We start from the raw sequence: 22,450 nt of genomic DNA on the forward strand, positions 1-22,450 counted from the left end.
TTTTTATGAGCAATCGTCAACCTCACATCTTGGTTTCCAATGATGATGGCTATTTAGCTCCTGGCTTATTGGCTTTAGTAGAAGCGGTGCGTCCTTTGGGTCGTATTACTGTGATTGCTCCCGAGCAGAACCACAGTGGCGCATCCAACTCATTAACGCTTTCTAGGCCCCTCTCGATTCATCGCGTAGCTGGTGGTGAGCGTGATGGCTTTTTCTTCATCAATGGCACACCCACAGATTGTGTGCACGTTGCCATGACGGGTTTTTTGGATGAGAAGCCTGATCTTGTGATCTCCGGAATTAATCAAGGTGAGAATATGGGTGAAGATACGCTCTACTCTGGCACTGTTGCTGCTGCGGTGGAGGGTGTCATGTTTGGCGTGCCCGGTATTGCTTTCTCACAAATTGATCGTGGCTGGAATCGCATTGAAGATGCCGCTAAAGCTGCGCATGATGTTGTGGCTCAAATGCTGGTTTCTGCTTTAAGCAAAAATCATGCTGATGGGGTAGCAACACTACTCAATGTCAATATTCCCAATCGTCCCTATGCTGACTTATATCGTTGGCGGGTTACTCGCTTAGGTAATCGGCATCATTCACAGCCGGTAGTAGTGCAAGATAGCCCTCGCGGCGAGAAGATCTATTGGATTGGTGCTGCAGGTGATGTCAAAGAAGGTTCTGAAGGTACAGACTTTCATGCGATTGCGCAGGGGTGTATTTCTATTACTCCAATGCAGCTGGATTTAACACACCATGCACGCTTAGCTGCAATGCGTGCCAATGGTTGGGATCGCGGTTGAAGGCACCCACCGAACGCTTTGCTGCCTATCGGCAGGCCCTGGCTGCAAAAGTGCATGCTGGTGGCGTAAAGCACGGTAAAACTCTAGAGGCTATTGCCACAGTTCCTAGGCATGCATTTATGGACGCAGGTTTGCATCCACAAGCCTATGAAGACACTGCACTCCCCATTGGGCATGAGCAAACTATTTCTAAGCCATCCGTAGTGGCGCGCATGATTGAATTACTTCATAAGCCAAAACATAAACTCGGTAAGGTTTTGGAGATAGGTACTGGCTGTGGTTACCAAGCTGCCGTCTTGAGTTTATTGGCAGATGAGGTTTACTCCATCGAGCGTATTCGTCCGTTGCATGACATGGCTAGAGCGAAGTTGCGCCCATTTCGAATTAATAATCTACGCCTAATCTATGGTGATGGTATTTTGGGCTTACCTCAGGCAGCCCCATTTGATGGAATTATCTTGGCAGCGGCAGGTTTAGGTATTCCGGATGCTTTGTTAGATCAGTTATCGATTGGAGGGCGTTTGGTTGCGCCAGTCGCTAAAAATGAGAAAGAGCAGCAACTGGTGATGGTTGAGCGAATGAGCTCCCAGCGCTATCAAAGAACCGTGCTGGACGAGGTCTTTTTTGTCCCCTTACAATCAGGGGTAGTATGAGAATGATGGTGAATTCACTAATTCAGAACCCAATTTGATGTCACACACTTTATCTAAAAGCTTCTTCATTGTATTTATCTCGGCATCTTTGATGTTGCTGGTGGGGTGCTCGACACCACGCTCTAAGCCTGCAAGCGTCACTGATCGAAGCGGTGGTTCAGTTGAGCCAACGCCCGCTGGTTACTATCGGGTTAAAAAGGGCGATACCCTGGCCCGCATTGCTTTGGATAACGGACAAGCGCCACGCGATGTAGTTCAGTGGAATAAGGCAGCCAATCCGAGCTTCAATCCTAATGTCATCGAGGTTGGTGACTTGATCTTAATCAAGGCTCCCGCTGGTTCTAAGTCGGCGCAAGTGATTGAGAAAAAATCAGCTACTGATAAATTAGTTACACCAGTACAAACACAGGTGCCAGCAACCCCATCTACTCCTGAGATTGCAAAAACAGAAGTCGTTGCAGAGCCGGGCATTCGTTTATCTTGGCCCGCTAAAGGTAAGGTCACTGGCGAATTCAGTGAAACCAATAAAGGTATCGATATTGCGGGTAAGGTTGGAGAGTCCGTTATAGCGGCATCTGATGGCAAAGTAGTTTATGCGGGCAATAGTTTGCGTGGTTATGGCAATCTGGTGATTGTTAAGCATGACAATACCTACCTCACTGCTTATGCCCACAACAGCAAGCTCTTGGTAAAAGAGGGTGATGCCGTGCGTAAGGGTCAAAAAATTGCTGAGATGGGTGATACAGACGCCGCCTCACCTAGATTACATTTTGAGTTGCGCGTTAACGGTAAACCAGTTAATCCAACGCCATATCTGCAGTGATGCTGTAGTAAGTACGCATGGCCACTGTACTCGTATTCGACATTGAAACTATTCCAGATGTAGCGGGTTTGCGTCGCCTGGAAGACTATCCAGATTCCATGAGTGACTCCGAAGTAGCTGCAAAAGCTATGGCAGATCGAGCCGCTAAAACCGGTAGTGAATTTCTGCCCCTATTTCTACAAAAGATTGTTGCCATTTCTTGTGTCATTCGCAGAACAACCAAAGAGGGCTTGCCCCAAATTAAAGTTGGCACCCTAGGAACTCCACAAGATGACGAGAAGGTCTTAATACAAGCCTTCTTTGATCTGGTTGAAAAATATACCCCCCAACTGGTTTCTTGGAATGGAAGCGGCTTTGATTTGCCAGTTTTGCACTATCGCGCTTTGGCTAATCATGTGCAAGCGCCGCGTTATTGGGAGATGGGTGAGAGTCAAGACTCTGATAGCCGTGAATTTAAGTGGAACAACTACATCAGCCGTTATCACATGCGCCATCTCGATATGATGGACCTGCTAGCCAAATTTAATGGCCGAGCTAATGCACCATTGGATGGTTTAGCCAAGCTCTGTGGTTTCCCAGGCAAGATGGGTATGGATGGTAGCCAAGTATGGCCTGCTTATCAAGATGGCAAGATCAATGACATCCGTCGCTACTGCGAAACCGATGTGGTTAATACATATTTAATGTATTGCCGCTTTCAGTTGCTGCGTGGCGGCTTTTCTCTTGAGGAATATCAAGAGGAAATTGATTTTGTAAAAGCCTATCTCGAAACAGAATCCAAAGAACCCAATGGTGGTCAATGGCAAGAGTACCTTCAGGGTTTTGCAGCGGATGCGTAGAGGGGATAAGCCGGTCAACATTGAAGTTGCCGAGCCAATTAAAGTTGAAGCACTAGATTTAGATGCCCAGGGAATTGCTCGTCTAGCCCCTAATGAGGAAGAGGCCGCTCAAGGTCAAAGCGGTAAGGTCATCTTTATCAAAGGCGCATTGCCAACCGAGTTGGTGACTTACACCATCACCAGCGATAAAGCCCGTTTTAGCAAAGCTAAAGTACGTAGCATTCTTAAGCCCGCAGTATTTAGAGCGGAGCCGAAATGCAAAGCCTTTGGCGTTTGTGGTGGCTGCACGATGCAGCACTTAGATATTCGTGCTCAAGTGGCTATGAAGCAGCGTGTACTCGAAGATGACCTGCAACATATCGCGAAAGTAAAGCCGCAAGAAATTCTGCGCCCAATGGGAGGGCCCACTTGGGAGTACCGTCACCGCGCGCGCTTAAGTGCTGTAAATCGCTCCATTAAAAAAGGCACGGTACTCATCGGCTTTCATGAAGGCAAGAGTGGTTATGTGGCTGATATGCTGGCATGCGAGATCTTGCCCAAGCATGTATCGGATTTATTGCCAGAGATGCGTAAATTGGTAATGGGTTTATCCATTGTCGATCGCATGCCTCAGATTGAGATTGCGGTTGGTGAACCAGAAGACCCTAACTCTGATGACCCCAAGAAAAATAAGCCGGTTACCGCTTTAGTATTCCGGAATCTCAAGCCACTAACAGCAGAAGACGAACAGCTCTTGCGGGCATTTGCTGATGAGCATCAGGTTTGGATATGGCTGCAGCCCAAGGGCATAGAGACCGTAGCGCCGTTTTATCCAGAGACTGGCAAGCTCTGCTACCGCTTACCAGAATTTGAGATTGAGATGCCATTTAAGCCTGCGGATTTCACACAGGTAAATCACATGATGAATCGCGCGTTAGTGAGTAGGGCGATTCGCTTGCTAGAAGTGAAGTCAACGGATCGTGTGCTCGATTTATTTTGTGGCATTGGTAATTTCACACTACCCCTCGCGAGAAAAGCAAAACAAGTTTTAGGGATTGAAGGCTTAGAGAGTTTGACGACTCGAGCAAAAGCCAATGCAGAACATAATGGCTTGGTTGATAAAGCTAGCTTCATGCAAAGTGATTTATTTCTAGTCACAACAGAAACCATTGCGTCGTGGGGTAAAGCAGAGCGTTGGCTAATGGATCCACCGCGTGAAGGTGCGATGGAGATTTGCAAGGCACTTGCAGAATTGCATTTGCAGCAAAGTGATTTACTGCCGCAACGCATTGTGTACGTCTCTTGTAATCCCAAAACCTTAGCGAGAGATGTCGAGATCTTGTGCCACCAGGCGGGATATACCTTAAGCAGTGCAGGCATTATTAATATGTTTCCTCACACTTCCCATGTGGAGTCTATGGCGGTATTTGACCGTCAGTAATGCTGCAAATCCCTGATTTAGAATCGTTTTCTATAATTTCTGCCCAAAATAAGTGCATTAAGCATATTTAGAGTGCATGAGGTCGGAGTGCTTGTCTTACAGAAGAGTAGATTGAACTTGTAGGTAGAAGTTTCTTGAATGCCTACATATTCATTAACTACTAGGAGTGGATCATGAAAGCCTCAGATAGTTTTGCCCTCTTATTGATTTTGATGGCACTGTCTTATGCTGTGAGTATGTTTGTAGCGACCTAATTATTTAGCTATAAGCAGAAAAGAAAAAGGCGCCCGCAGGCGCCTTATGAGAACAACACACTAAAGATCTTAGTGTGTATTAATCCCTCTTAATCTCGATTACCACCAACAATGCCCAACAGAGCAAGTAAGTTGGTAAATACGTTATATACATCCAAATAGATAGCTAAAGTAGCCATGATGTAATTGGTTTCACCACCATTGATGACGCGTTGTACGTCAACCAAAATGAATGCTGAGAAGATGGCGATAGCCAAGACCATTACAGTCAACATCAAAGCAGGCAGCTGTAACCAGATGTTTGCCAGGGAAGCCACGATCAACAGCAGAACGCCAACCATCAACCATTTACCCATGCCGGCAAAATCACTTTTACTTACAGTAGCAATCGTTGCCATAGCGGCGAAGATTGCAGCTGTTCCGCCGAAGGACAGCATGATGAGGGTGGCACCGTTGCTATAGCTATTTAATGTGTAGCCAATTAAGCGAGACATCATGATGCCCATGAAGAAGGTAAAGCCCAGGAGTAAAAGTACGCCTACACCGGTATCTTTATTCTTTTCAATTGCCCAGAAGAAGCCAAACGCAACCGCCATAAATACGATAAAGCCAATAAATGGGCTACCGGAGAACAGGTCTAGCCCCATTGCAACCCCGAGCCAAGCACCGATCACAGTTGGAACCATGGAGAGCGCTAAAAGGGCGTAAGTATTGCGGAGTACGCGGTTGCGTACCTGGACGGTGCTAATTGAGCCGGTTTGGCCAAAGCCGTAAGAGTTCAGATCACTCATATTGACTCCTTCTTTTTCATTGTTATTACAAGAGCCCACAAAGGGCTGTTGAGAGTAAGTATAGACAAAATGCCCTAATTTCAAGTCTCCATAGAAAAGACCTACAAATTGAAGGCTTATGCCCTGTAAATTCAAGGGCTTAGCCCTACGGACATAGGGGTAAATACGGTCAAGCAATGTATAATTCGGGGGTCGCTGGAGTGGGGTGCTTTATTGACCTTTCCTGGCAAATACCTTTGAAATCACTATTGGAGTCTTGCATGGCAATTGAACGCACCCTTTCTATTATCAAACCTGATGCTGTCGCTAAAAACGTCATCGGCAAAATCTATGACCGTTTTGAGTCTGCTGGTTTGAAGATCATTGCTTCCAGAATGGCGCATTTGTCACAGAATGAAGCCGAGCAGTTCTATGGCGTTCATAAAGATCGTCCTTTCTTCAAAGACTTGGTGAGCTTCATGATCTCTGGTCCTGTAATGATTCAAGTGTTGCAAGGCGAAGGCGCTATTGCTAAGAATCGTGACTTGATGGGCGCTACCGATCCTAAGAAGGCAGAAAAAGGCACAATCCGTGCTGACTTCGCTGACAGCATCGATGCAAACGCAGTTCACGGTTCTGACGCTCCTGAAACAGCTGCTGTGGAAGTTGCTTTCTTCTTCCCTGGCATGAATGTTTTCAATCGTTAATCCACGATTGCTAACGAATAACCTATTTAATATATAAGTAGGCGCATTGACCTCCCCGCGCGTAAATCTCTTAGATTTTGACGCTGACCAAATGGCAGCGTATGTCGCGGGGTTGAATGAAAAGCCCTTCAGGGCGAAGCAACTCATGCAGTGGATACACCAACGCGGTGTAGGCAACATTAATGACATGAGTGATTTAGCTAAAAGCTTTAGAGCAACTTTGCTAGATAAAGCAGAAGTACTTTCTCTCCCCGTTATCAAAGATGAGCACGCCGCAGACGGTACCCGCAAGTGGTTGCTGGACGTAGGTGCTGGTAATGCGGTCGAGTCCGTTTTTATTCCTGAGGATGATAGAGGCACTCTGTGCATCTCTTCTCAGGCAGGCTGCGCAGTCAATTGTCGTTTTTGCTCAACTGGGCATCAAGGCTTCTCACGCAACCTGACTTCTGGTGAAATCATCGGACAACTTTGGTTTGCCGAACATCTTTTGCGCAATGACCCTCTGGCTATTCGCAGGATAGAAAAGTTTCCAACTCCAGGTTGGGAGCACACCGGTCGCGTCATCTCCAATGTGGTGATGATGGGTATGGGCGAACCGTTGCTGAACTACGACAACGTTGTTTCTGCATTGCGTTTGATGCTCGACGATAGGGCGTATGGTTTATCACGTCGTCGCGTAACGGTATCAACATCGGGCGTTGTACCGATGATTGATCGCCTTGCGCAAGATTGTCCAGTGGCACTAGCAGTATCTTTGCATGCACCGAATGATGCATTGCGTGATCAATTGGTACCACTCAATCAAAAATATCCTTTACGTGAATTACTAGATGCTTGTGAGCGTTACTTACCGTTTGCACCAAGAGATTTCTTAACCTTTGAATATTGCATGCTCGATGGCGTCAATGATTCTGATATTCAGGCTAAAGAGTTGGTTCGCTTGCTGAGAAATATTAAGTGCAAGATCAACCTCATTCCATTTAATCCATTTCCAGAATCTGGTCTAAAGCGTTCCTCAGCTCAGCGCGTAAATGCTTTCGCTGGCATCCTGTTAGATGCAGGTATGGTTGCCACAGTTCGTAAGACTCGCGGGGATGATATCGCTGCCGCCTGTGGTCAATTGGCGGGAGATGTAGTGGATCGCACTAGGGTTCGTGAGCGTGATGTCCATAGTGCTGAGATCGAAATCGAAGAAGTGGAATCCGATGAGCGGTCAAATGAGCACCCCATTGAGTGGCTCAAAAAATTAAACTAAAGATTAGATCCCGATTATTTCAATGAGCTCTAATAATTTATTACCACCTCTACCGTTAGGACCATCCCCTAAGCGAGCAACTCGCCAGGCAACTGTTGCATGGAAGACCAACATCATTACTGTTGGTGGTGATGCACCAGTTCGTGTGCAGTCAATGACCAATACCGATACGGCCGATGCTATTGGCACTGCAATTCAAGTAAAAGAATTAGCCCGTGCAGGTTCGGAGATGGTGCGTATTACTGTCAATACACCAGAGGCAGCCGCTGCCGTTCCTTATATTCGCGAACAGCTAGATAAGATGGACGTGTTGGTGCCCTTGATCGGCGACTTCCATTACAACGGTCACACCTTATTGAATGATTTTCCAGATTGCGCAAAAGCGCTCTCTAAGTATCGTATCAACCCAGGTAATGTTGGTAAGGGCGCCAAGCGCGACCCCCAATTTGCGCAAATGATTGAAGCTGCCTGCAGATATGACAAGCCCATTCGTATTGGTGTGAACTGGGGAAGCTTAGACCAAGAGCTCTTAGCGTCCATCATGGATAGCAATGCGGCCTTAGCAGTTCCAAAAACTGCGCAAGAGGTAATGATTGAAGCCTTAATTCAGTCAGCGTTGCAGTCCGCAGAAAAAGCAGTTGAGTTGGGAATGAATCCCGATCAAATTTTGCTTTCATGCAAGGTTAGTAATGTTCAAGATTTAGTGGCTGTGTATCGTGATCTCTCACGTCGCTCAGACTACCCATTGCATTTAGGTTTAACCGAAGCAGGCATGGGTAGCAAGGGAATTGTTTCCTCTACAGCAGCGATGGGTATCTTGTTGCAAGAAGGTATTGGCGATACGATTCGTGTTTCATTGACACCTGACCCAGGCGCTCCCCGTGAGAACGAAGTCATCGTCGCCCAAGAAATACTGCAAACCATGGGCTTACGCAATTTCACGCCAATGGTGATTGCTTGCCCTGGTTGTGGAAGAACCACCAGCACAACATTCCAGGAATTGGCAGCCAATATTCAATCGTATTTGCATCAACAAATGCCGGTTTGGAAGAAAACCCATCCTGGCGTTGAGAATATGAATGTTGCCGTGATGGGGTGCATCGTCAATGGCCCAGGTGAGAGTAAGCATGCCAATATTGGTATTTCATTGCCAGGAACAGGTGAAACTCCAGCTGCACCGGTATTTGTAGATGGAGTTAAAGTAAAAACACTGCGTGGTGAGAAAATTGCCGAAGAGTTTCAGGTAATCGTTGACGAGTACGTTAAGCAAAATTACGCCGCCAAGGGTTAAGTAAGTTTAAGAAAAGCAAAAGCAAAACAATAATAAAAATGACCGATCAAAATAAAGACATCAAAGCACAAGCGGGGCAAGCTAAGGTCCAGAAGATCAATGGCGTTCGCGGGATGAATGATTTGCTACCTGCGGATGCAGCGCAGTGGGCACATCTTGAGCATGTCCTGCGTGATCTAACGCGTGCTTATGGTTATGAATTTTTGAGAACGCCAATCGTTGAAGCAACTGCAGTATTTCAGCGTGGTATCGGCGAAGTCACCGATATCGTTGAAAAAGAAATGTATTCCTTTGAAGATCGCCTCAATGGTGAGCAACTCACCTTGCGTCCCGAAGGTACTGCTGCGTTAGTGCGATCCGTCATTGAAAACAATTTAATTTACGAAGGCCCTAAGCGCCTTTGGTACACCGGACCGATGTTCCGTCACGAGCGTCCACAGCGTGGTCGTTATCGTCAGTTTCACCAGTTTGGTGTTGAGGCCTTAGGTTTTGCCGGTCCTGATATCGATGCGGAAATCATTCTCATGGGCCAACGCCTCTGGGACGAATTGGGTTTGAAGGGCGTACGCTTGGAGATTAACTCTCTAGGTCAAGCTCCTGAGCGCGCTCAACATCGCGCTGCATTGGTGACTTACTTTGAGCAAAACAAATCACAACTCGATGAAGATTCACAGCGACGCCTAATCTCAAACCCATTACGTATTCTGGATTCTAAAAACCCAGAAATGCAGGCATTGATCGAAGGTGCGCCAAAGCTATTGGATTTCTTGGGTGAAGAGTCGCTCAAGCACTTCAATGCAGTACAGGCTTTAATCAAGGCAAATAACATCCCTTGCAAAATCAATCCTCGTTTAGTGCGTGGCTTGGATTATTACAACCTCACTGTATTTGAGTGGGTTACCGATGAATTAGGTGCTCAAGGCACGATTGCCGGCGGGGGACGTTATGACCCGTTAATTGAGCGCATGGGTGGCAAAGCAGCGCCTGCTTGTGGTTGGGCAATGGGCATGGAACGCGTGCTCGAGTTGATGAAGGTCTCTGGATCCTTGCCTGAAGCTCAGGCTCAATGCGATATCTTTGTTTTGCATCAAGGTGGCGAGACCTTAACTGCCGCCATGATTATTGCTGAGCGTCTCCGTAGTGCAGGTATTGATACCGTTCTTTTCTGTCCTCCAGATGGTCAATCAGCCAGCTTTAAGTCCCAAATGAAGAAGGCTGACAGCAGTGGGGCAGCCTTTGCAGTCATTATTGGCCCTGATGAATTGGCTGGGAATGAGGCAGCGCTCAAGGACTTACGTGGCACGGGGGAGCAGAAATCCGTTCCTTTGGACGATGTCTTGGGGGCAGTTATTGATGCCCTGGTTGGCGCCTCCGAATAGAATTAAGCAATTACTTATAAATTACCTTTTAATTACCCATTAGTGAGTTTGGATTGACATGCCTTTAGATCTAGAAGAACAAGAACAATTAGACCAATTCAAAGCGTTTTGGCAAAAGTACCGCAACATCATTACTGGGGTAGTAACAGCCGCCTTATTCGCTTACGCTGCTTACAGCGGATATCAGTGGTGGCGCAATAGTCAGTCACTTGAAGCTTCTAAGCTTTATGAAACGATGGTGGGTGCAATTGCAAAAGGCGATAAGGATCAGACTTTGCGCGCAACTGACGATTTGCAAAAAGACTTTGGACGCACTCCTTATGCGGCAATGTCTAGTTTGATCGCTGCGCGTATTGCATCGGATGCAGGCGATAGCGCAAAGGCTTTAGATTATTTACGTTGGGCCTCTAAGAATGCATCAAATGATGGCTATCTTGCTTTGGCTAAATTGCGCTTAGTGACTCAATTGATTGAACTGGGCTCTGAAAAAGATTTTGCAGAAGCCGATCAAATTTTGAAAGAAAAGCCTATTGCTGGTTTTGAGTCTTTATGGCTTGAGCGTCGTGGTGATTGGTATTTGGCGCAAAAGAAAAATGAACAAGCTAAAGAAAGTTATCAAGAGGCTTGGAAAAAGTTAGACCAAGCCAAGGAATTTCCTGAAGAGGCGCGCCGTCTCTTAAAGGTTAAATTGGATGCCGTTGGAGGAGTTGCTCAGTGATGACTAAAGTGATGACTAAAGAAATGAAGCGTTTGCCGATGCGCATAGGCACTGCCTTAGTGTTGGGTTCCGCGGTAATTGCTCTAGTTGCTTGCTCCGGTAGTTCAAAGGTCAGAAAGCCTGCTGAATTAGCGGCAGTTACCAATCAATTTGATCTTCGACCAGTATGGTCAAACAGCATTGGATCATCGGAAACCTTTAACTTTCATCCGATCGTTGCTGGCGATGCGGTATATGTAGCCTCCCACCGTGGGAACTTGGCTAGGATCGATTTAGTGTCAGGCAATAAAACGTGGGAAGTATCCGTGCCTGATCGCTTATCTGTTGGCCCTGGCTCGGATGGACGCACTACTGTTGCGGTGAGTACTAAAGGCATGGTTTATGCCTATGACGATACTGGCAAGCCTATTTGGAATGTGAGTGTTGGCAGTGAAGTATTAAGTGAGCCCGTAGTTGCTGCTGGAGTAGTAGTTGTGCGTGCACTTGACAATCGTTTCATTGGATTGGATGCGCAAACTGGCGCACGTAAGTGGACTTATCAGCGTCAGCAGTCTGCTTTGTCATTGCGCGTGGGCTATGGCATGTTAGCTATTAATAACGAAGTGATTGTCACTGGTTTTGCAGGCGGTCGTTTTGGCATGATTGCAATTGCGAATGGCGGCTTAGTTTGGGAAACCCCGGTGTCCTTTCCTAAAGGCTTTTCTGAAATCGAGCGCTTGAACGATGTCACTGCTAAACCTAGTATGGAAGGCGATATTATCTGTGCAGTTTCTTATCAGGGCCGTGTTGGTTGCGGCCAAGCCCGTACTGGCAGCCTTCTCTGGTTTAAGGATTATTCAAGTTATACCGGTACCTCACAAAGTTCCGATATGGTTTTCTCGGCAAACGACAAATCCTATGTCACTGCTTTTGCGACCAAAGACGGTACCCAAGTTTGGGAAAATACGCAGCTGACATTCCGTGATGTAGGTGAGTCACTTGCAGTTGGCAGAGTTTTGTTGATGGGTGACGCTCAAGGTTATATCCATGCATTTTCACAGGCGAATGGCGAGATGGTTGCGCGTATTCGTCACGACAGTAGTCCAATCTCGGCTGCCCCCATTGCGGTAGGTGGCCTCATCTTGGTTCAATCTCAAGGTGGAAAAATAGCGGCGTACAGTCCAAAATGAATCCAGTTATCACTATCGTCGGCCGTCCTAATGTGGGGAAGTCGACCCTCTTTAATCGCTTAACGCGTTCTCGTGATGCATTGGTGGCCGACTTTTCTGGTTTAACCAGAGATCGCCACTATGGCAAGGGCCGCATCGGCGAGCGCGCATTTATCTGCGTAGATACCGGCGGTTTTGAGCCAGTAGCGAAGACCGGCATCGTCGCCGAAATGGCAAAACAAACTAAGCAAGCAGTTGCCGAATCTGACATTGTGATTTTCTTGGTTGATGGTCGCTTAGGTATGGCGCCTCAGGATCGGGTGATTGCCGATTTCTTACGTAAGACTGGAAGACCAGTCATTCTGGCGGTAAATAAAACTGAGGGTATGCAGGCTGGCGTTGTCACTGCAGACTTTCATGAGCTTGGTTTGGGTGAACCTTTCCCAATTTCATCTGCGCATGGCGATGGTGTGCGTGGTCTGATTGATGACGCATTAGATTCTCTAGGCATTGCAGAGCCAGATGAAGACGAATTAGCCAACGATCCTAATCGCCCAATGAAGATTGCGGTAGTGGGTCGTCCAAACGTTGGTAAATCTACATTGATCAATAAGTTGATCGGTGAAGAGCGCGTGATTGCCTTTGACATGCCGGGCACTACACGTGATGCGATCGAAGTGCCCTTTGAGCGCAACGGCAAGCCCTATATCTTGGTTGACACTGCAGGCCTGCGTCGCCGCGGTAAAGTATTCGAAGCCATTGAGAAGTTCTCGGTGGTAAAAACATTGCAAGCAATTGCTGACTGTAATGTGGTGATTTTGATGCTGGATGCCCAGCAAGATATTTCCGAGCAAGATGCACACATTGCTGGATTTATCGTTGAGGCTGGGCGCGCATTAGTAGTTGCAGTGAATAAGTGGGATGGTCTAGATGCTTACGTTAAAGAGCGCGCTCGCTTAGAGATCGCACAAAAACTACGCTTTCTGGATTTTGCAAACGTTCATCCGATCTCCGCCAAAAAGGGTACAGGTCTTAAGGATCTCTTTAAGGATGTGGACTCTGCTTATGCCGCAGCGATGGCAAAGCTACCAACCCCACGTTTAACCCGAATCTTGCAAGAGGCTATCGAGCATCAGCAGCCAAAACGGGTTGGTATGGGCCGTCCAAAATTACGCTATGCCCACCAAGGGGGCATGAATCCCCCAATTGTGGTCATTCATGGCACATCCTTGAGTGGGGTGACTGATAGCTACAAGCGATACTTGGAAGGTCGCTTTAGGGATGTCTTTAAATTGCGCGGTACGCCTTTACGGATTCAGATGAATACCGCTAAAAACCCTTACGTTGATGACGATAAGGGTAAAAAGGGCAAAAAGCGCTAATTTGGGCTAAGCTTTCAAGCTCATGCCGAATTGGGCTTGATTTTTTAGAAAATCAGCCCAATATAGAGAGCTTGAAGAGTCGCTGGTTCCGGTAGTTTGCATTGAGCAGTATGTATTTAGTCATGTGCAGTGAAAATGAATATTGAATAAAAAAAGCAAGACTCCCAAAAAAAGTAGTTATCAAAAGATAAATAAGGAGCAGTATGAGTAATAGCAACCCCAACAAAATTCAATTGCTTCAGGATCCGTTCCTCAATGCTTTGCGCAAAGAGCATGTTCCTGTTTCGATCTATCTCGTAAATGGCATTAAGTTGCAAGGCAATATTGAATCTTTTGATCAATATGTTGTGCTCTTGCGTAATACGGTGACGCAGATGGTTTACAAACATGCAATCTCGACGATCGTTCCTGCTCGTGCGATTGATTTTCGTTTAGAAGAAGCTAGCCCTGTATAAAACCGGAGTAGATGCGGCACGCGCTGTTCTGGTTGGTGTAGACACGGGACGCGAAGACTTTGCAGATAGCATGGCCGAGCTCAGCCTGTTGGCTGATAGCGCAGGCTCTATACCCGCAGCCACTGTTATTGCCCGCAAGGGAAGAACTGACCCCGCTTTGTTTATCGGCTCAGGCAAGGCGAATGAACTCAAGCGAGTAATGGAAGAGCAGGGCGCAGAACTGGCCATCTTCAATCATCCACTCTCCCCAACTCAGCAACGCAATTTAGAGCGCCATATTGGTTTTCATGTGATGGACCGCACCGGTTTGATTTTGGATATCTTTAGCCAAAGAGCGCAAAGTCATATCGGTAAGACACAGGTTGAGCTGGCGCAAGTGCGCTATCGCATGTCTCGTTTGGTTAGAGCCTGGAGTCACTTAGAGAGACAACGTGGTGGTATTGGTGTGCGTGGCGGTCCTGGTGAAACTCAAATGGAGTTGGATCGCCGTATGCTAGCCACCAAAGCCAAGCGCTTAGAAAATGAGTTAGAAAAACTCCAGCGCCAACAAAGAACTCAAAGACGAGCCCGCAATCGCAAAGATGTTTTCTCGGTCTCTTTGGTTGGGTATACCAATGCCGGTAAATCGACCTTATTTAATGCCCTAACCAAAGCAGGGACTTATGCTGCTGATCAGCTGTTTGCCACCCTAGATACCACTTCTAGAAAAGTCCATCTGGACGGAGTTGGGTCGATTGTGGTCTCTGATACGGTGGGTTTTATCCGGGATTTGCCTCATCAGCTGGTGGAGGCCTTTAGGGCAACTTTGGACGAAACCATCCATGCGGACCTCATTTTGCATGTTATTGATGCCTGTAGCCCCGTCGCCAGGGAGCAAAAGGCTGAAGTTGAGGCTGTTTTGGAGGAAATTGGGGCTGATGACATCCCTCGTATCGAGATCATGAATAAGATCGACCAAATGCCCCAAACCTTCACCCGTGGGGCTGTTTTAGAGCGAGATGGGCAGGGCTTTCCAAGCCAGGTTTTCCTGTCAGCCAAGACGGGCTTAGGCCTTGATTTACTTCGCTCGGCCCTAGCCGAATGCTCTCAAATGACTGATAGAATAAGGGTCGAGCACAACCGTGCCAAGAAGCAATTGGCCCCGGATGAGTTTTTAGAACCTTTACCTGAACGACCAGAAACTTCTGAATTTAATCCGATTGCCAACCGAAGCTATTTATCTAATGACGCGTAAATTTCTAGACCTTTTTTCGGTGAATGATCCAGGTTGGGGCAATAGCCACAATTCTGGTGGATCCAAGGATGCCAAAGATGGGCAGGCAGAAGGTCAAGCTCCAAAAGTAGATCCAGAAACTAACCAGCCAGTAGATGCAAAACCAACAAACCCTGTAACCAAGCCAGATGGCCCGCCGGATTTGGATGAGTTGTGGCGTGATTTCAATGACAGAATTGCTGGCATCTTTGGTGGTAAGAAGAAGCCTGGCGCAACAAGTAACCCCGCTAGCAAGCCAGCGAATAAACCCAGTAGTACTGATATTCCGCCGCCTTCACAGCGCGGCAATGGTGGCGGTAGTGGCGGCGGTGGCAATGGTGGTATCAGCGCACCTAACTTTAATTTCAGCAATCCATTTGGCTCTAAGGCGAGCTTTCTGATTGCTGGAGCGGTTGTCTTCTTTATGTGGGTTTGCAGTGGCTTCTTCATTATTCAAGAAGGTCAAGCTGGCGTCATCCTTACTTTTGGTAAGTACGATTACACCGCTAAGCCAGGTATTAACTGGCGTATGCCTTGGCCGATTCAGTCTGAAGAGACTGTGAACCTATCAGGAGTTCGCTCTGTAGAAGTAGGGCGCCCTGTATTAATCAAGGCTACCAATCAAAAAGATTCTTCAATGCTTACTGAAGATGAAAACATCATCGACGTACGCTTTGCTGTGCAATATCGCTTGAAGGATCCTACTGATTATTTATTCAATAACCGCGATCCCGATGCGGCGGTAGTGCAAGCTGCCGAAACAGCAGTGCGTGAAATTGTTGCTCGTAGCAAGATGGATACCGTCTTATACGAAGGCCGTGAAAAAATTGGTATTGATTTAGCCAATTCAATACAAAAGATTTTGGACAGTTACAAAACGGGCATCTACGTAACTAGTGTGACCGTACAAAATGTTCAGCCCCCAGAACAGGTTCAGGCTGCGTTTGATGATGCTGTCAAAGCAGGGCAAGACCAAGAGCGTTTGAAGAGCGAAGGTCAGGCCTATGCCAACGATATTATTCCGCGCGCCAAAGGTACAGCAGCTCGCCTGATTCAAGAGGCGGAGGGTTATAAGGCCCGTGTAGTGGCTACCGCTGAGGGTGATGCCACACGCTTTAAGCAGATCTTGGTTGAATACTCTAAGGCGCCTCAAGTGACTCGTGATCGCATGTATATCGATAGCATGCGTGAGATGTACAACAACGTTACCAAGATCTTGGTTGATACCACCAAGAGCAATAGCTTGTTATATCTCCCGCTCGATAAGATCGTTGCGCAAGTCAGTGCGGAAAGCGCTCAAGCGGCCAGTGCACAAACAAGTTCTTCAGGCGCAACCACTCCAACTGGTAGCGTTACGGTTGGTGGTGCAACAGGTACAAATACAAATCCTGCAAGCTCGTCTTCTGCCTCTACCTCTGCTCCTGTAGCGCCAGTAACGAATAGCGCTGCAGATAAACGCGATGGTCTCCGTAGTCGTGATCGGGAGTCCAGATAATGAATGCTAATCGTTTAATTGCAGCTGGCATTGGCTTTATTGCGCTGATCTACGTTTTGTCTTCCAGCGTTTTTGTGGTGGATCAACGTAAGTTTGCTGTGGTGTTCTCATTCGGGCAGATTGTTCGCGTGATTGAGCAGCCGGGAATTCAGGTGAAGCTCCCAGCCCCATTTGAGAGTGTTCGCTTCTTTGACCGTCGTATTTTGACGATTGATAATCCGGAAGCAGAGCGCTTCATTACTGCTGAAAAGAAAAACTTATTAGTAGACTCTTATGTGAAATGGCGCATTGTCGATCCACGTAAGTTCTTTATTAGCTTTAAAGGTGATGAGCGTTTGGCGCAAGACCGCTTAACTCAGTTAGTTCGTTCAGCCCTGAATGAAGAGTTCACCAAGCGCACTGTTCGTGAGTTGATTTCTGATCAGCGCGAAGAAGTGATGCAGGGTATTCGCAAGAAAGTTGCTGATGATGCCTCTGACATCGGCGTTGAAATTGTTGATGTTCGCTTAAAGCGTGTTGACCTTTTAGCGGAGATCAGCGACTCTGTTTATCGTCGCATGGAAGCAGAGCGTAAACGTGTAGCCAATGAGTTGCGTTCTATGGGCGCAGCAGAGTCTGACAAGATTCGCGCAAATGCAGAACGTCAACGTGACACGATCTTGGCAGAAGCTTATCGTGATGCCCAAAAGATTAAAGGGGCAGGGGATGCTAAGGCCACTGCACTTTATGCAGAAGCATTCGGGCGCGATCCACAATTTGCTCAGTTCTATCAAAGCCTGGAAGCGTATAGAAGCTCCTTTAAGGATAAGAAGGACATCATGGTGGTTGAGCCGAATGGCGAGTTCTTCAAGTTCCTGCACAAAAAATAAGAAAGCAAATAGTTCACATCATGAATCGCTGGTTACTTCCTGAAGATATTGCAGATGTTTTGCCTGCTGAGGCTCGCAAGGTTGAGTCTTTGCGTCGTGCCGTCTTGGACTTGTATCAGTCTTATGGGTATGAGTTGGTTGCCCCGCCGATTCTGGAGTTCTTGGATTCTTTGTTGACTGGCACTGGCTCCGATCTCAATCTGCAAACATTCAAGCTGGTAGACCAGTTGTCTGGTCGCACATTAGGTTTACGTGCAGACATGACTCCGCAAGTGGCTCGCATCGATGCCCACCTATTAAATCGCGCTGGCGTTACCCGTCTTTGTTATGCCGGATCTGTGGCACACGCTCGCACCCCGGTTGGCAGCTCAGCGCGCGAAGAATTACAGCTTGGCGCCGAGATTTATGGGTGCGCAACCTGGGAAGCTGATCTTGAGGCAATTACCTTATTGCTAAAAACCCTTTCTATTGCTGGCATTAAGAAGGTGTATCTAGATTTGTCGCACGCTGGCATTCTGGCTGGAATCTTGGATGGTCAGAACTTAGATCAAGTAACTGTCGAAACTTTATATAGTCTCTTGCAAAGCAAGGATCGTCCTCGCCTGAGTCAATGGGCGACTTGCTTACCTCCAAAGGTTGCTCAAGCACTGATGGCATTGACTGAGCTCAATGGTCCTTGCTCTGAAGTATTGGCAAATGCTCAGAAAGTATTGCCTAAGCATGCAGCAATTGATCAGGCCTTGGCAGATCTTGGGCGTTTGGTTTCTGCTGTAGCGAAGTTATCTAGCACTTTAGAACTCAGTATTGATCTGGCTGATTTGCGTGGCTACCAGTATCACAGTGGTGTCATGTTTGCCGCTTATGTTGACCAGTTCCCACAACCAATCGCAAGAGGCGGACGCTATGACCATGTGGGCCAAGCCTTTGGTCGTCCACGTCCTGCAACGGGCTTTTCTTTAGATCTATTAACTCTAGCGAATTTATCGCCATTGAGTATCCGCAAGTTGGCTATCTTGGCGCCTTGGATTGAAGATGCTGAATTAAGTACGGTCATCGCAACCCTGAGAAGTAAGGGCGAGGTGGTTATACAGATTCCAGCGGGCACGACAGTGGAAGCTGCTGAATATGAATGCGATCGAGAGTTGATCAAGCAGGGTAACTCTTGGGAAGTAAAGAAGAAGTAAATTAAAAGTACAGCGGAAATAAAGCAATACATTTGGCATTAAGCAGTTAACTTATTTTGTAATTATCTTTTTGGATTTCACTATGTCTTCAAAGCAGCAAACTAAAGGTCGTAACGTAGTTGTCATTGGCACCCAGTGGGGTGATGAAGGCAAAGGTAAGGTAGTTGATTGGTTGACTGATCACGCGCAAGCGGTGGTTCGCTTCCAAGGTGGCCACAATGCAGGTCATACCCTCATCATTGGCGACAAGAAGACTATTCTGCGTTTGATTCCTTCTGGAATCATGCATAAAAATGTAATCTGCTACATCGGTAATGGCGTGGTTCTCTCGCCAGAGGCGCTCTTCAAAGAAATTGGTGAGCTTGAGTCTGCCGGTTTAGATGTGCAATCGCGATTGAAGATCTCAGAAGCAACCACTTTGATTCTTCCGTATCACGTGGCGATTGACCATGCGCGTGAGAAAAAGCGTGGCGAGGCAAAGATTGGCACTACTGGTCGCGGTATTGGGCCAGCATATGAAGACAAAGTAGCGCGCCGTGCATTGCGCGTTCAAGATTTGTTCTACCCAGAAAAATTTGCAGAGCAGTTGCGTGAAAACTTGGAATATCACAATTTCATGCTCACCAATTACTATGGCGCTGAACCAGTAAATTATGAAAAAACACTAGCTGAGGCAATGTCTTACGCTGAGCGCCTGAAGCCTATGGTGGTAGATGTCTCTAGCGCTTTATATGCTGCCGAGCAATCTGGCCAGAATTTGTTATTCGAAGGTGCGCAGGGAACATTGCTCGATATCGATCACGGTACTTATCCATATGTCACTTCCAGTAACTGCGTAGCAGGTAACGCTGCTGCTGGTTCAGGTGTTGGTCCAGACTCATTGCAATACATCTTGGGTATTACCAAAGCCTACTGCACACGCGTAGGCGCTGGCCCATTCCCAAGCGAACTCTACGATCATGACAATCCTGCTAAGCAGGATCCGGTTGGTGTTCGTTTGGCTGAAGTTGGTAAAGAGTTTGGTTCTGTTACCGGGCGACCACGCCGTACAGGCTGGTTGGATGCTGCTGCATTGAAACGCTCCATTCAGATCAACGGTTTATCTGGCCTTTGCATCACCAAGCTGGATGTTCTTGATGGTTTCGAAACGATTCGTTTATGCGTTGGCTACAACTTGGATGGTCAGAAGTTAGATGTATTGCCACGCGGTGCAGAATCCGTTGCTCGCTGCCAGCCAATCTATGAAGATTTCCCTGGCTGGAAGGGAACGACTTTTGGTATTCGTGAGTGGAACAAGCTTCCAGTCGAGGCACAAAACTTCCTACGCCGTATTGAGGAAGTTGCAGGCAAGCCAATCGCTATGGTATCTACAGGCCCAGAGCGTGATGAAACCATCCTCCTCCAGCATCCATTTCAGGATTGATGGAAAATAATCGATTCAGTATTTAACTACCCAATTTATTAACTTTTTGTTTACGAAGATATCAACATGACTGCGCGCACTACCTGCAATAGCCTCCAAGTGGCAACCCCTTTATATCGATTTATCGAAGACAAAGTACTTCCAGGCACCGGTATTAAGAGTGCCGATTTTTGGAAAGGCTTTGATGAGATTGTTAAGGACCTAACCCCTAAAAATGATGCATTGCTTGCTAAGCGTGATCGCATTCAATTGGATTTGGATAAGTGGCACCAAGCTAATCCAGGCCCAATCACAGATATGCCTGCATATCGTAAGTTCTTAAAGGAAATTGATTACTTGGTTGATGTCCCAGGAAAAATTACCGCTACAACTCAGAATGTAGATGATGAGTTGGCACTTCAAGCTGGCCCTCAATTAGTAGTTCCAGTATTGAATGCACGTTATGCGTTAAATGCTGCCAATGCACGCTGGGGTTCTTTGTACGATGCTCTCTACGGTACTGATGTCCTTTCTGAAGAGGATGGCGCTACCAAGGCAGGTGCCTACAACCCAATTCGTGGTGCAAAAGTAGTTGCTTATGCCCGTAATTTCTTAGATCAAGCGGCTCCATTGGCTAAAGGGTCACACCGTGATTCAGTAGCTTACTCAGTAGACGGCAATAAGTTGTCCGTCAAGTTAAAAGATGGCACTTCTACTGGTTTAGCTGATGAGAAGCAGTTTGTGGGTTACCAAGGTGATGCAGCAGCTCCAAGCTCTATCTTGTTGCGCAATAACGGCGTGCACATTGATATTGAAATCAACAAGAGCAAAACGATCGGTGCAAGTGATCCTGCTGGCATCAATGACGTAGTTCTTGAGGCAGCACTTTCTACGATCTTGGATTTGGAAGATTCTATTGCTGCAGTAGATGGTGATGACAAGGTTCTTGCTTATGAAAACTGGCTAGGAATTCTGAAGGGTACATTGGTTGAGGAAGTGAAGAAGGGCGACAAGACAATTACGCGCGCTCTTAACCCAGATCGTAAGTACAAAGCTGGCATCGGCGCTGTTGATGCAAAAGACGGCATCGTTACGTTGCATGGCCGTTCACTCTTGTTCCTCCGTAACGTTGGTCATTTGATGACTAACCCAGCCATCATTACTGGTGAAGGCAAAGAGATTTACGAAGGCATCTTAGATGCAGTAGTAACAGTATTGATTGCCTTGTATGACATCAATCGCCCAGCAAGCCAAGCGATTGGTAATACTCGCAAGGGTTCTGTATATATTGTGAAGCCAAAAATGCATAGCCCTGAAGAAGTGGCTTTTGCAGGTGAATTGTTTGGTCGCGTTGAGAAATTACTCGGCTTACCAGCTGATACCGTCAAGCTCGGCATCATGGATGAAGAGCGTCGTATGAGTGCCAACATCAAGGCAGCCATTGCTGCTGCAGGTGCACGTGTAGCCTTTATTAATACTGGCTTCTTGGATCGCACTGGCGATGAAATGCATACAGCAATGTATGCAGGTCCAATGATGCGCAAAGGCGATATGAAAACCAGCAAGTGGTTATCTGCTTATGAGCGTCGTAACGTTTTTGCAGGTTTGGATTGTGGCTTACGTGGTCGCGCTCAAATCGGTAAAGGGATGTGGGCAATGCCGGACATGATGAAGGCTATGGTTGAGCAGAAGATTGTTCATCCTAAAGCAGGTGCAAATACTGCATGGGTGCCATCACCAACGGCAGCTACCTTGCACGCGCTTCACTACCATCAAGTAAACGTAGCAGAGCTCCAAAAAGAAATGGAAAAGCTCGATACGCAGGCTGAAGCTGAAGCATTGATCAATGATTTACTGACTATTCCGGTAGTTGAAAAGGCCAACTGGTCTAAGGAAGAAATTCAGCAAGAGTTGGATAACAACTGCCAAGGTATCTTAGGATATGTAGTGCGTTGGATTGATCAAGGCGTTGGTTGTTCCAAGGTTCCTGATATTCATAACGTAGGTTTGATGGAAGACCGTGCGACTTTGCGTATCTCCAGCCAGCATATTGCTAACTGGTTGCTCAATGGCATTGTGACTGCTGATCAAGTAAACGAAACTTTGCAACGTATGGCTAAAGTGGTTGATGGTCAAAATGCTGGCGATTCTTTGTATCAACCAATGATGCCTAACTACAAAGATTCATATGCCTATAAAGCGGCTAGCGATCTGATTTTCAAAGGACTTGAGCAGCCTAACGGTTACACCGAGCCTTTGTTGCATGCTTGGCGTTTAGAGGTCAAGAAGGCGCACGCTAAGTAATTTAGCCAACGCCCTAGATAAAAATGGATTTGCCCACAAAGCAAATCCAT

At 46.9% G+C, this 22,450-nt stretch carries 19 protein-coding genes and 1 pseudogene; 19 read left to right on the forward strand and 1 reads right to left on the reverse strand.

All coding sequences use genetic code 11. From position 1 onward, the window contains the following. Window positions 1-5: 5 nt before the first annotated feature. The 5 genes and pseudogenes from surE to rlmD all read left to right on the forward strand — a co-directional run bounded on the left by surE (window position 6) and on the right by rlmD (window position 4,535). Complete coding sequence (gene surE, locus ICN20_RS07730; protein ID WP_216239300.1) at window positions 6-800, forward strand: 5'/3'-nucleotidase SurE; 795 nt, start codon at window positions 6-8, stop codon at window positions 798-800. Window positions 801-829: 29 nt separating this feature from the next. Further along, a pseudogene (locus tag ICN20_RS07735) lies at window positions 830-1,453 on the forward strand (protein-L-isoaspartate(D-aspartate) O-methyltransferase); the annotation flags it as partial. 37 nt (window positions 1,454-1,490) lie between these two features. After that, on the forward strand, window positions 1,491-2,276 hold the full coding sequence (locus tag ICN20_RS07740) for a peptidoglycan DD-metalloendopeptidase family protein (protein WP_216239303.1): 786 nt from the start codon (window positions 1,491-1,493) through the stop codon (window positions 2,274-2,276). A 17-nt stretch (window positions 2,277-2,293) separates the two neighbouring features. Continuing rightward, window positions 2,294-3,115 (forward strand): 3'-5' exonuclease, encoded by an 822-nt coding sequence (locus ICN20_RS07745; protein ID WP_216239305.1) that lies wholly within the window; start codon window positions 2,294-2,296, stop codon window positions 3,113-3,115. Then, window positions 3,108-4,535: a 23S rRNA (uracil(1939)-C(5))-methyltransferase RlmD gene (gene rlmD / locus ICN20_RS07750; protein WP_216239307.1), complete on the forward strand. Its 1,428-nt coding sequence runs from the start codon at window positions 3,108-3,110 to the stop codon at window positions 4,533-4,535. Before ICN20_RS07745 ends, rlmD begins: the two co-directional genes overlap by 8 nt. A 343-nt stretch (window positions 4,536-4,878) precedes the next feature. On the opposite strand, the gene ICN20_RS07755 is transcribed toward rlmD, so the two are convergent. Next, complete coding sequence (locus ICN20_RS07755; protein WP_216239309.1) at window positions 4,879-5,580, reverse strand: Bax inhibitor-1 family protein; 702 nt, start codon at window positions 5,578-5,580, stop codon at window positions 4,879-4,881. 260 nt (window positions 5,581-5,840) lie between these two features. On the opposite strand from ICN20_RS07755, the gene ndk reads away from it, so the two are divergent. From ndk to ICN20_RS07825, 14 genes are all read left to right on the forward strand, one after another. Beyond that, complete coding sequence (gene ndk, locus ICN20_RS07760) at window positions 5,841-6,266, forward strand: nucleoside-diphosphate kinase (protein WP_071465494.1); 426 nt, start codon at window positions 5,841-5,843, stop codon at window positions 6,264-6,266. A gap of 46 nt (window positions 6,267-6,312) precedes the next feature. Next, window positions 6,313-7,521, forward strand: coding sequence for a 23S rRNA (adenine(2503)-C(2))-methyltransferase RlmN (gene rlmN, locus ICN20_RS07765; protein WP_216239310.1), 1,209 nt, complete (start codon window positions 6,313-6,315; stop codon window positions 7,519-7,521). Between the two features lie 22 nt (window positions 7,522-7,543). Continuing rightward, complete coding sequence (gene ispG / locus ICN20_RS07770) at window positions 7,544-8,812, forward strand: flavodoxin-dependent (E)-4-hydroxy-3-methylbut-2-enyl-diphosphate synthase (RefSeq protein WP_216239311.1); 1,269 nt, start codon at window positions 7,544-7,546, stop codon at window positions 8,810-8,812. Between the two features lie 38 nt (window positions 8,813-8,850). Then, entirely contained in the window at window positions 8,851-10,191 is a 1,341-nt protein-coding gene (gene hisS, locus ICN20_RS07775; protein WP_216239312.1) for a histidine--tRNA ligase, read from the forward strand. A gap of 58 nt (window positions 10,192-10,249) precedes the next feature. Continuing rightward, the gene (locus ICN20_RS07780) at window positions 10,250-10,909 is read left to right on the forward strand and encodes a tetratricopeptide repeat protein (RefSeq protein ID WP_216239313.1); all 660 of its coding nucleotides are present in this window, start codon (window positions 10,250-10,252) and stop codon (window positions 10,907-10,909) included. Continuing rightward, a complete protein-coding gene (gene bamB, locus ICN20_RS07785) occupies window positions 10,909-12,078 on the forward strand; it encodes an outer membrane protein assembly factor BamB (protein WP_255534691.1) in 1,170 nt (389 codons plus the stop codon). Before ICN20_RS07780 ends, bamB begins: the two co-directional genes overlap by 1 nt. Continuing rightward, the gene (der, locus tag ICN20_RS07790) at window positions 12,075-13,439 is read left to right on the forward strand and encodes a ribosome biogenesis GTPase Der (protein WP_216239315.1); all 1,365 of its coding nucleotides are present in this window, start codon (window positions 12,075-12,077) and stop codon (window positions 13,437-13,439) included. The genes bamB and der overlap by 4 nt, the downstream gene beginning before the upstream one ends. A 203-nt stretch (window positions 13,440-13,642) precedes the next feature. Beyond that, window positions 13,643-13,894 carry an RNA chaperone Hfq gene (hfq, locus tag ICN20_RS07795; protein ID WP_072582173.1) on the forward strand — a complete coding sequence of 84 codons (252 nt, stop codon included), beginning with the start codon at window positions 13,643-13,645 and terminating at the stop codon, window positions 13,892-13,894. A 28-nt stretch (window positions 13,895-13,922) separates the two neighbouring features. Continuing rightward, on the forward strand, window positions 13,923-15,128 hold the full coding sequence (hflX, locus tag ICN20_RS07800; protein WP_216240378.1) for a GTPase HflX: 1,206 nt from the start codon (window positions 13,923-13,925) through the stop codon (window positions 15,126-15,128). Beyond that, window positions 15,118-16,641 carry an FtsH protease activity modulator HflK gene (gene hflK / locus ICN20_RS07805; protein WP_216239317.1) on the forward strand — a complete coding sequence of 508 codons (1,524 nt, stop codon included), beginning with the start codon at window positions 15,118-15,120 and terminating at the stop codon, window positions 16,639-16,641. Before hflX ends, hflK begins: the two co-directional genes overlap by 11 nt. Further along, window positions 16,641-17,510, forward strand: a complete 870-nt coding sequence (gene hflC / locus ICN20_RS07810; RefSeq protein WP_216239318.1) for a protease modulator HflC — start codon at window positions 16,641-16,643, stop codon at window positions 17,508-17,510. The genes hflK and hflC overlap by 1 nt, the downstream gene beginning before the upstream one ends. Window positions 17,511-17,530: 20 nt before the next feature. Then, window positions 17,531-18,694, forward strand: coding sequence for an ATP phosphoribosyltransferase regulatory subunit (locus ICN20_RS07815; RefSeq protein ID WP_216239319.1), 1,164 nt, complete (start codon window positions 17,531-17,533; stop codon window positions 18,692-18,694). A gap of 82 nt (window positions 18,695-18,776) precedes the next feature. After that, window positions 18,777-20,117 carry an adenylosuccinate synthase gene (locus ICN20_RS07820; RefSeq protein ID WP_216239321.1) on the forward strand — a complete coding sequence of 447 codons (1,341 nt, stop codon included), beginning with the start codon at window positions 18,777-18,779 and terminating at the stop codon, window positions 20,115-20,117. Window positions 20,118-20,183: 66 nt separating this feature from the next. Next, a complete protein-coding gene (locus ICN20_RS07825) occupies window positions 20,184-22,400 on the forward strand; it encodes a malate synthase G (RefSeq protein ID WP_216239322.1) in 2,217 nt (738 codons plus the stop codon). Window positions 22,401-22,450 lie beyond the last annotated feature (50 nt).

Origin of the sequence: Polynucleobacter sp. JS-Polo-80-F4, assembly GCF_018881965.1 — a bacterium.
Taxonomy (GTDB): Bacteria; Pseudomonadota; Gammaproteobacteria; order Burkholderiales; family Burkholderiaceae; genus Polynucleobacter.

Coding starts and splice junctions, on each gene's coding strand:
- ICN20_RS07820 (WP_216239321.1), top strand. CDS start 18,777: ATGTCTTCAAAGCAGCAAACTAAAGGTCGTAACGTAGTTGTCATTGGC.
- ICN20_RS07825 (WP_216239322.1), top strand. CDS start 20,184: ATGACTGCGCGCACTACCTGCAATAGCCTCCAAGTGGCAACCCCTTTA.
- ICN20_RS07780 (WP_216239313.1), top strand. CDS start 10,250: ATGCCTTTAGATCTAGAAGAACAAGAACAATTAGACCAATTCAAAGCG.
- hisS (WP_216239312.1), top strand. CDS start 8,851: ATGACCGATCAAAATAAAGACATCAAAGCACAAGCGGGGCAAGCTAAG.
- ndk (WP_071465494.1), top strand. CDS start 5,841: ATGGCAATTGAACGCACCCTTTCTATTATCAAACCTGATGCTGTCGCT.
- rlmD (WP_216239307.1), top strand. CDS start 3,108: ATGCGTAGAGGGGATAAGCCGGTCAACATTGAAGTTGCCGAGCCAATT.
- hflC (WP_216239318.1), top strand. CDS start 16,641: ATGAATGCTAATCGTTTAATTGCAGCTGGCATTGGCTTTATTGCGCTG.
- der (WP_216239315.1), top strand. CDS start 12,075: ATGAATCCAGTTATCACTATCGTCGGCCGTCCTAATGTGGGGAAGTCG.
- ICN20_RS07815 (WP_216239319.1), top strand. CDS start 17,531: ATGAATCGCTGGTTACTTCCTGAAGATATTGCAGATGTTTTGCCTGCT.
- ICN20_RS07745 (WP_216239305.1), top strand. CDS start 2,294: ATGGCCACTGTACTCGTATTCGACATTGAAACTATTCCAGATGTAGCG.
- ispG (WP_216239311.1), top strand. CDS start 7,544: ATGAGCTCTAATAATTTATTACCACCTCTACCGTTAGGACCATCCCCT.
- hfq (WP_072582173.1), top strand. CDS start 13,643: ATGAGTAATAGCAACCCCAACAAAATTCAATTGCTTCAGGATCCGTTC.
- ICN20_RS07740 (WP_216239303.1), top strand. CDS start 1,491: ATGTCACACACTTTATCTAAAAGCTTCTTCATTGTATTTATCTCGGCA.
- surE (WP_216239300.1), top strand. CDS start 6: ATGAGCAATCGTCAACCTCACATCTTGGTTTCCAATGATGATGGCTAT.
- bamB (WP_255534691.1), top strand. CDS start 10,909: ATGACTAAAGTGATGACTAAAGAAATGAAGCGTTTGCCGATGCGCATA.
- ICN20_RS07755 (WP_216239309.1), bottom strand. CDS start 5,580: ATGAGTGATCTGAACTCTTACGGCTTTGGCCAAACCGGCTCAATTAGC.
- hflK (WP_216239317.1), top strand. CDS start 15,118: ATGACGCGTAAATTTCTAGACCTTTTTTCGGTGAATGATCCAGGTTGG.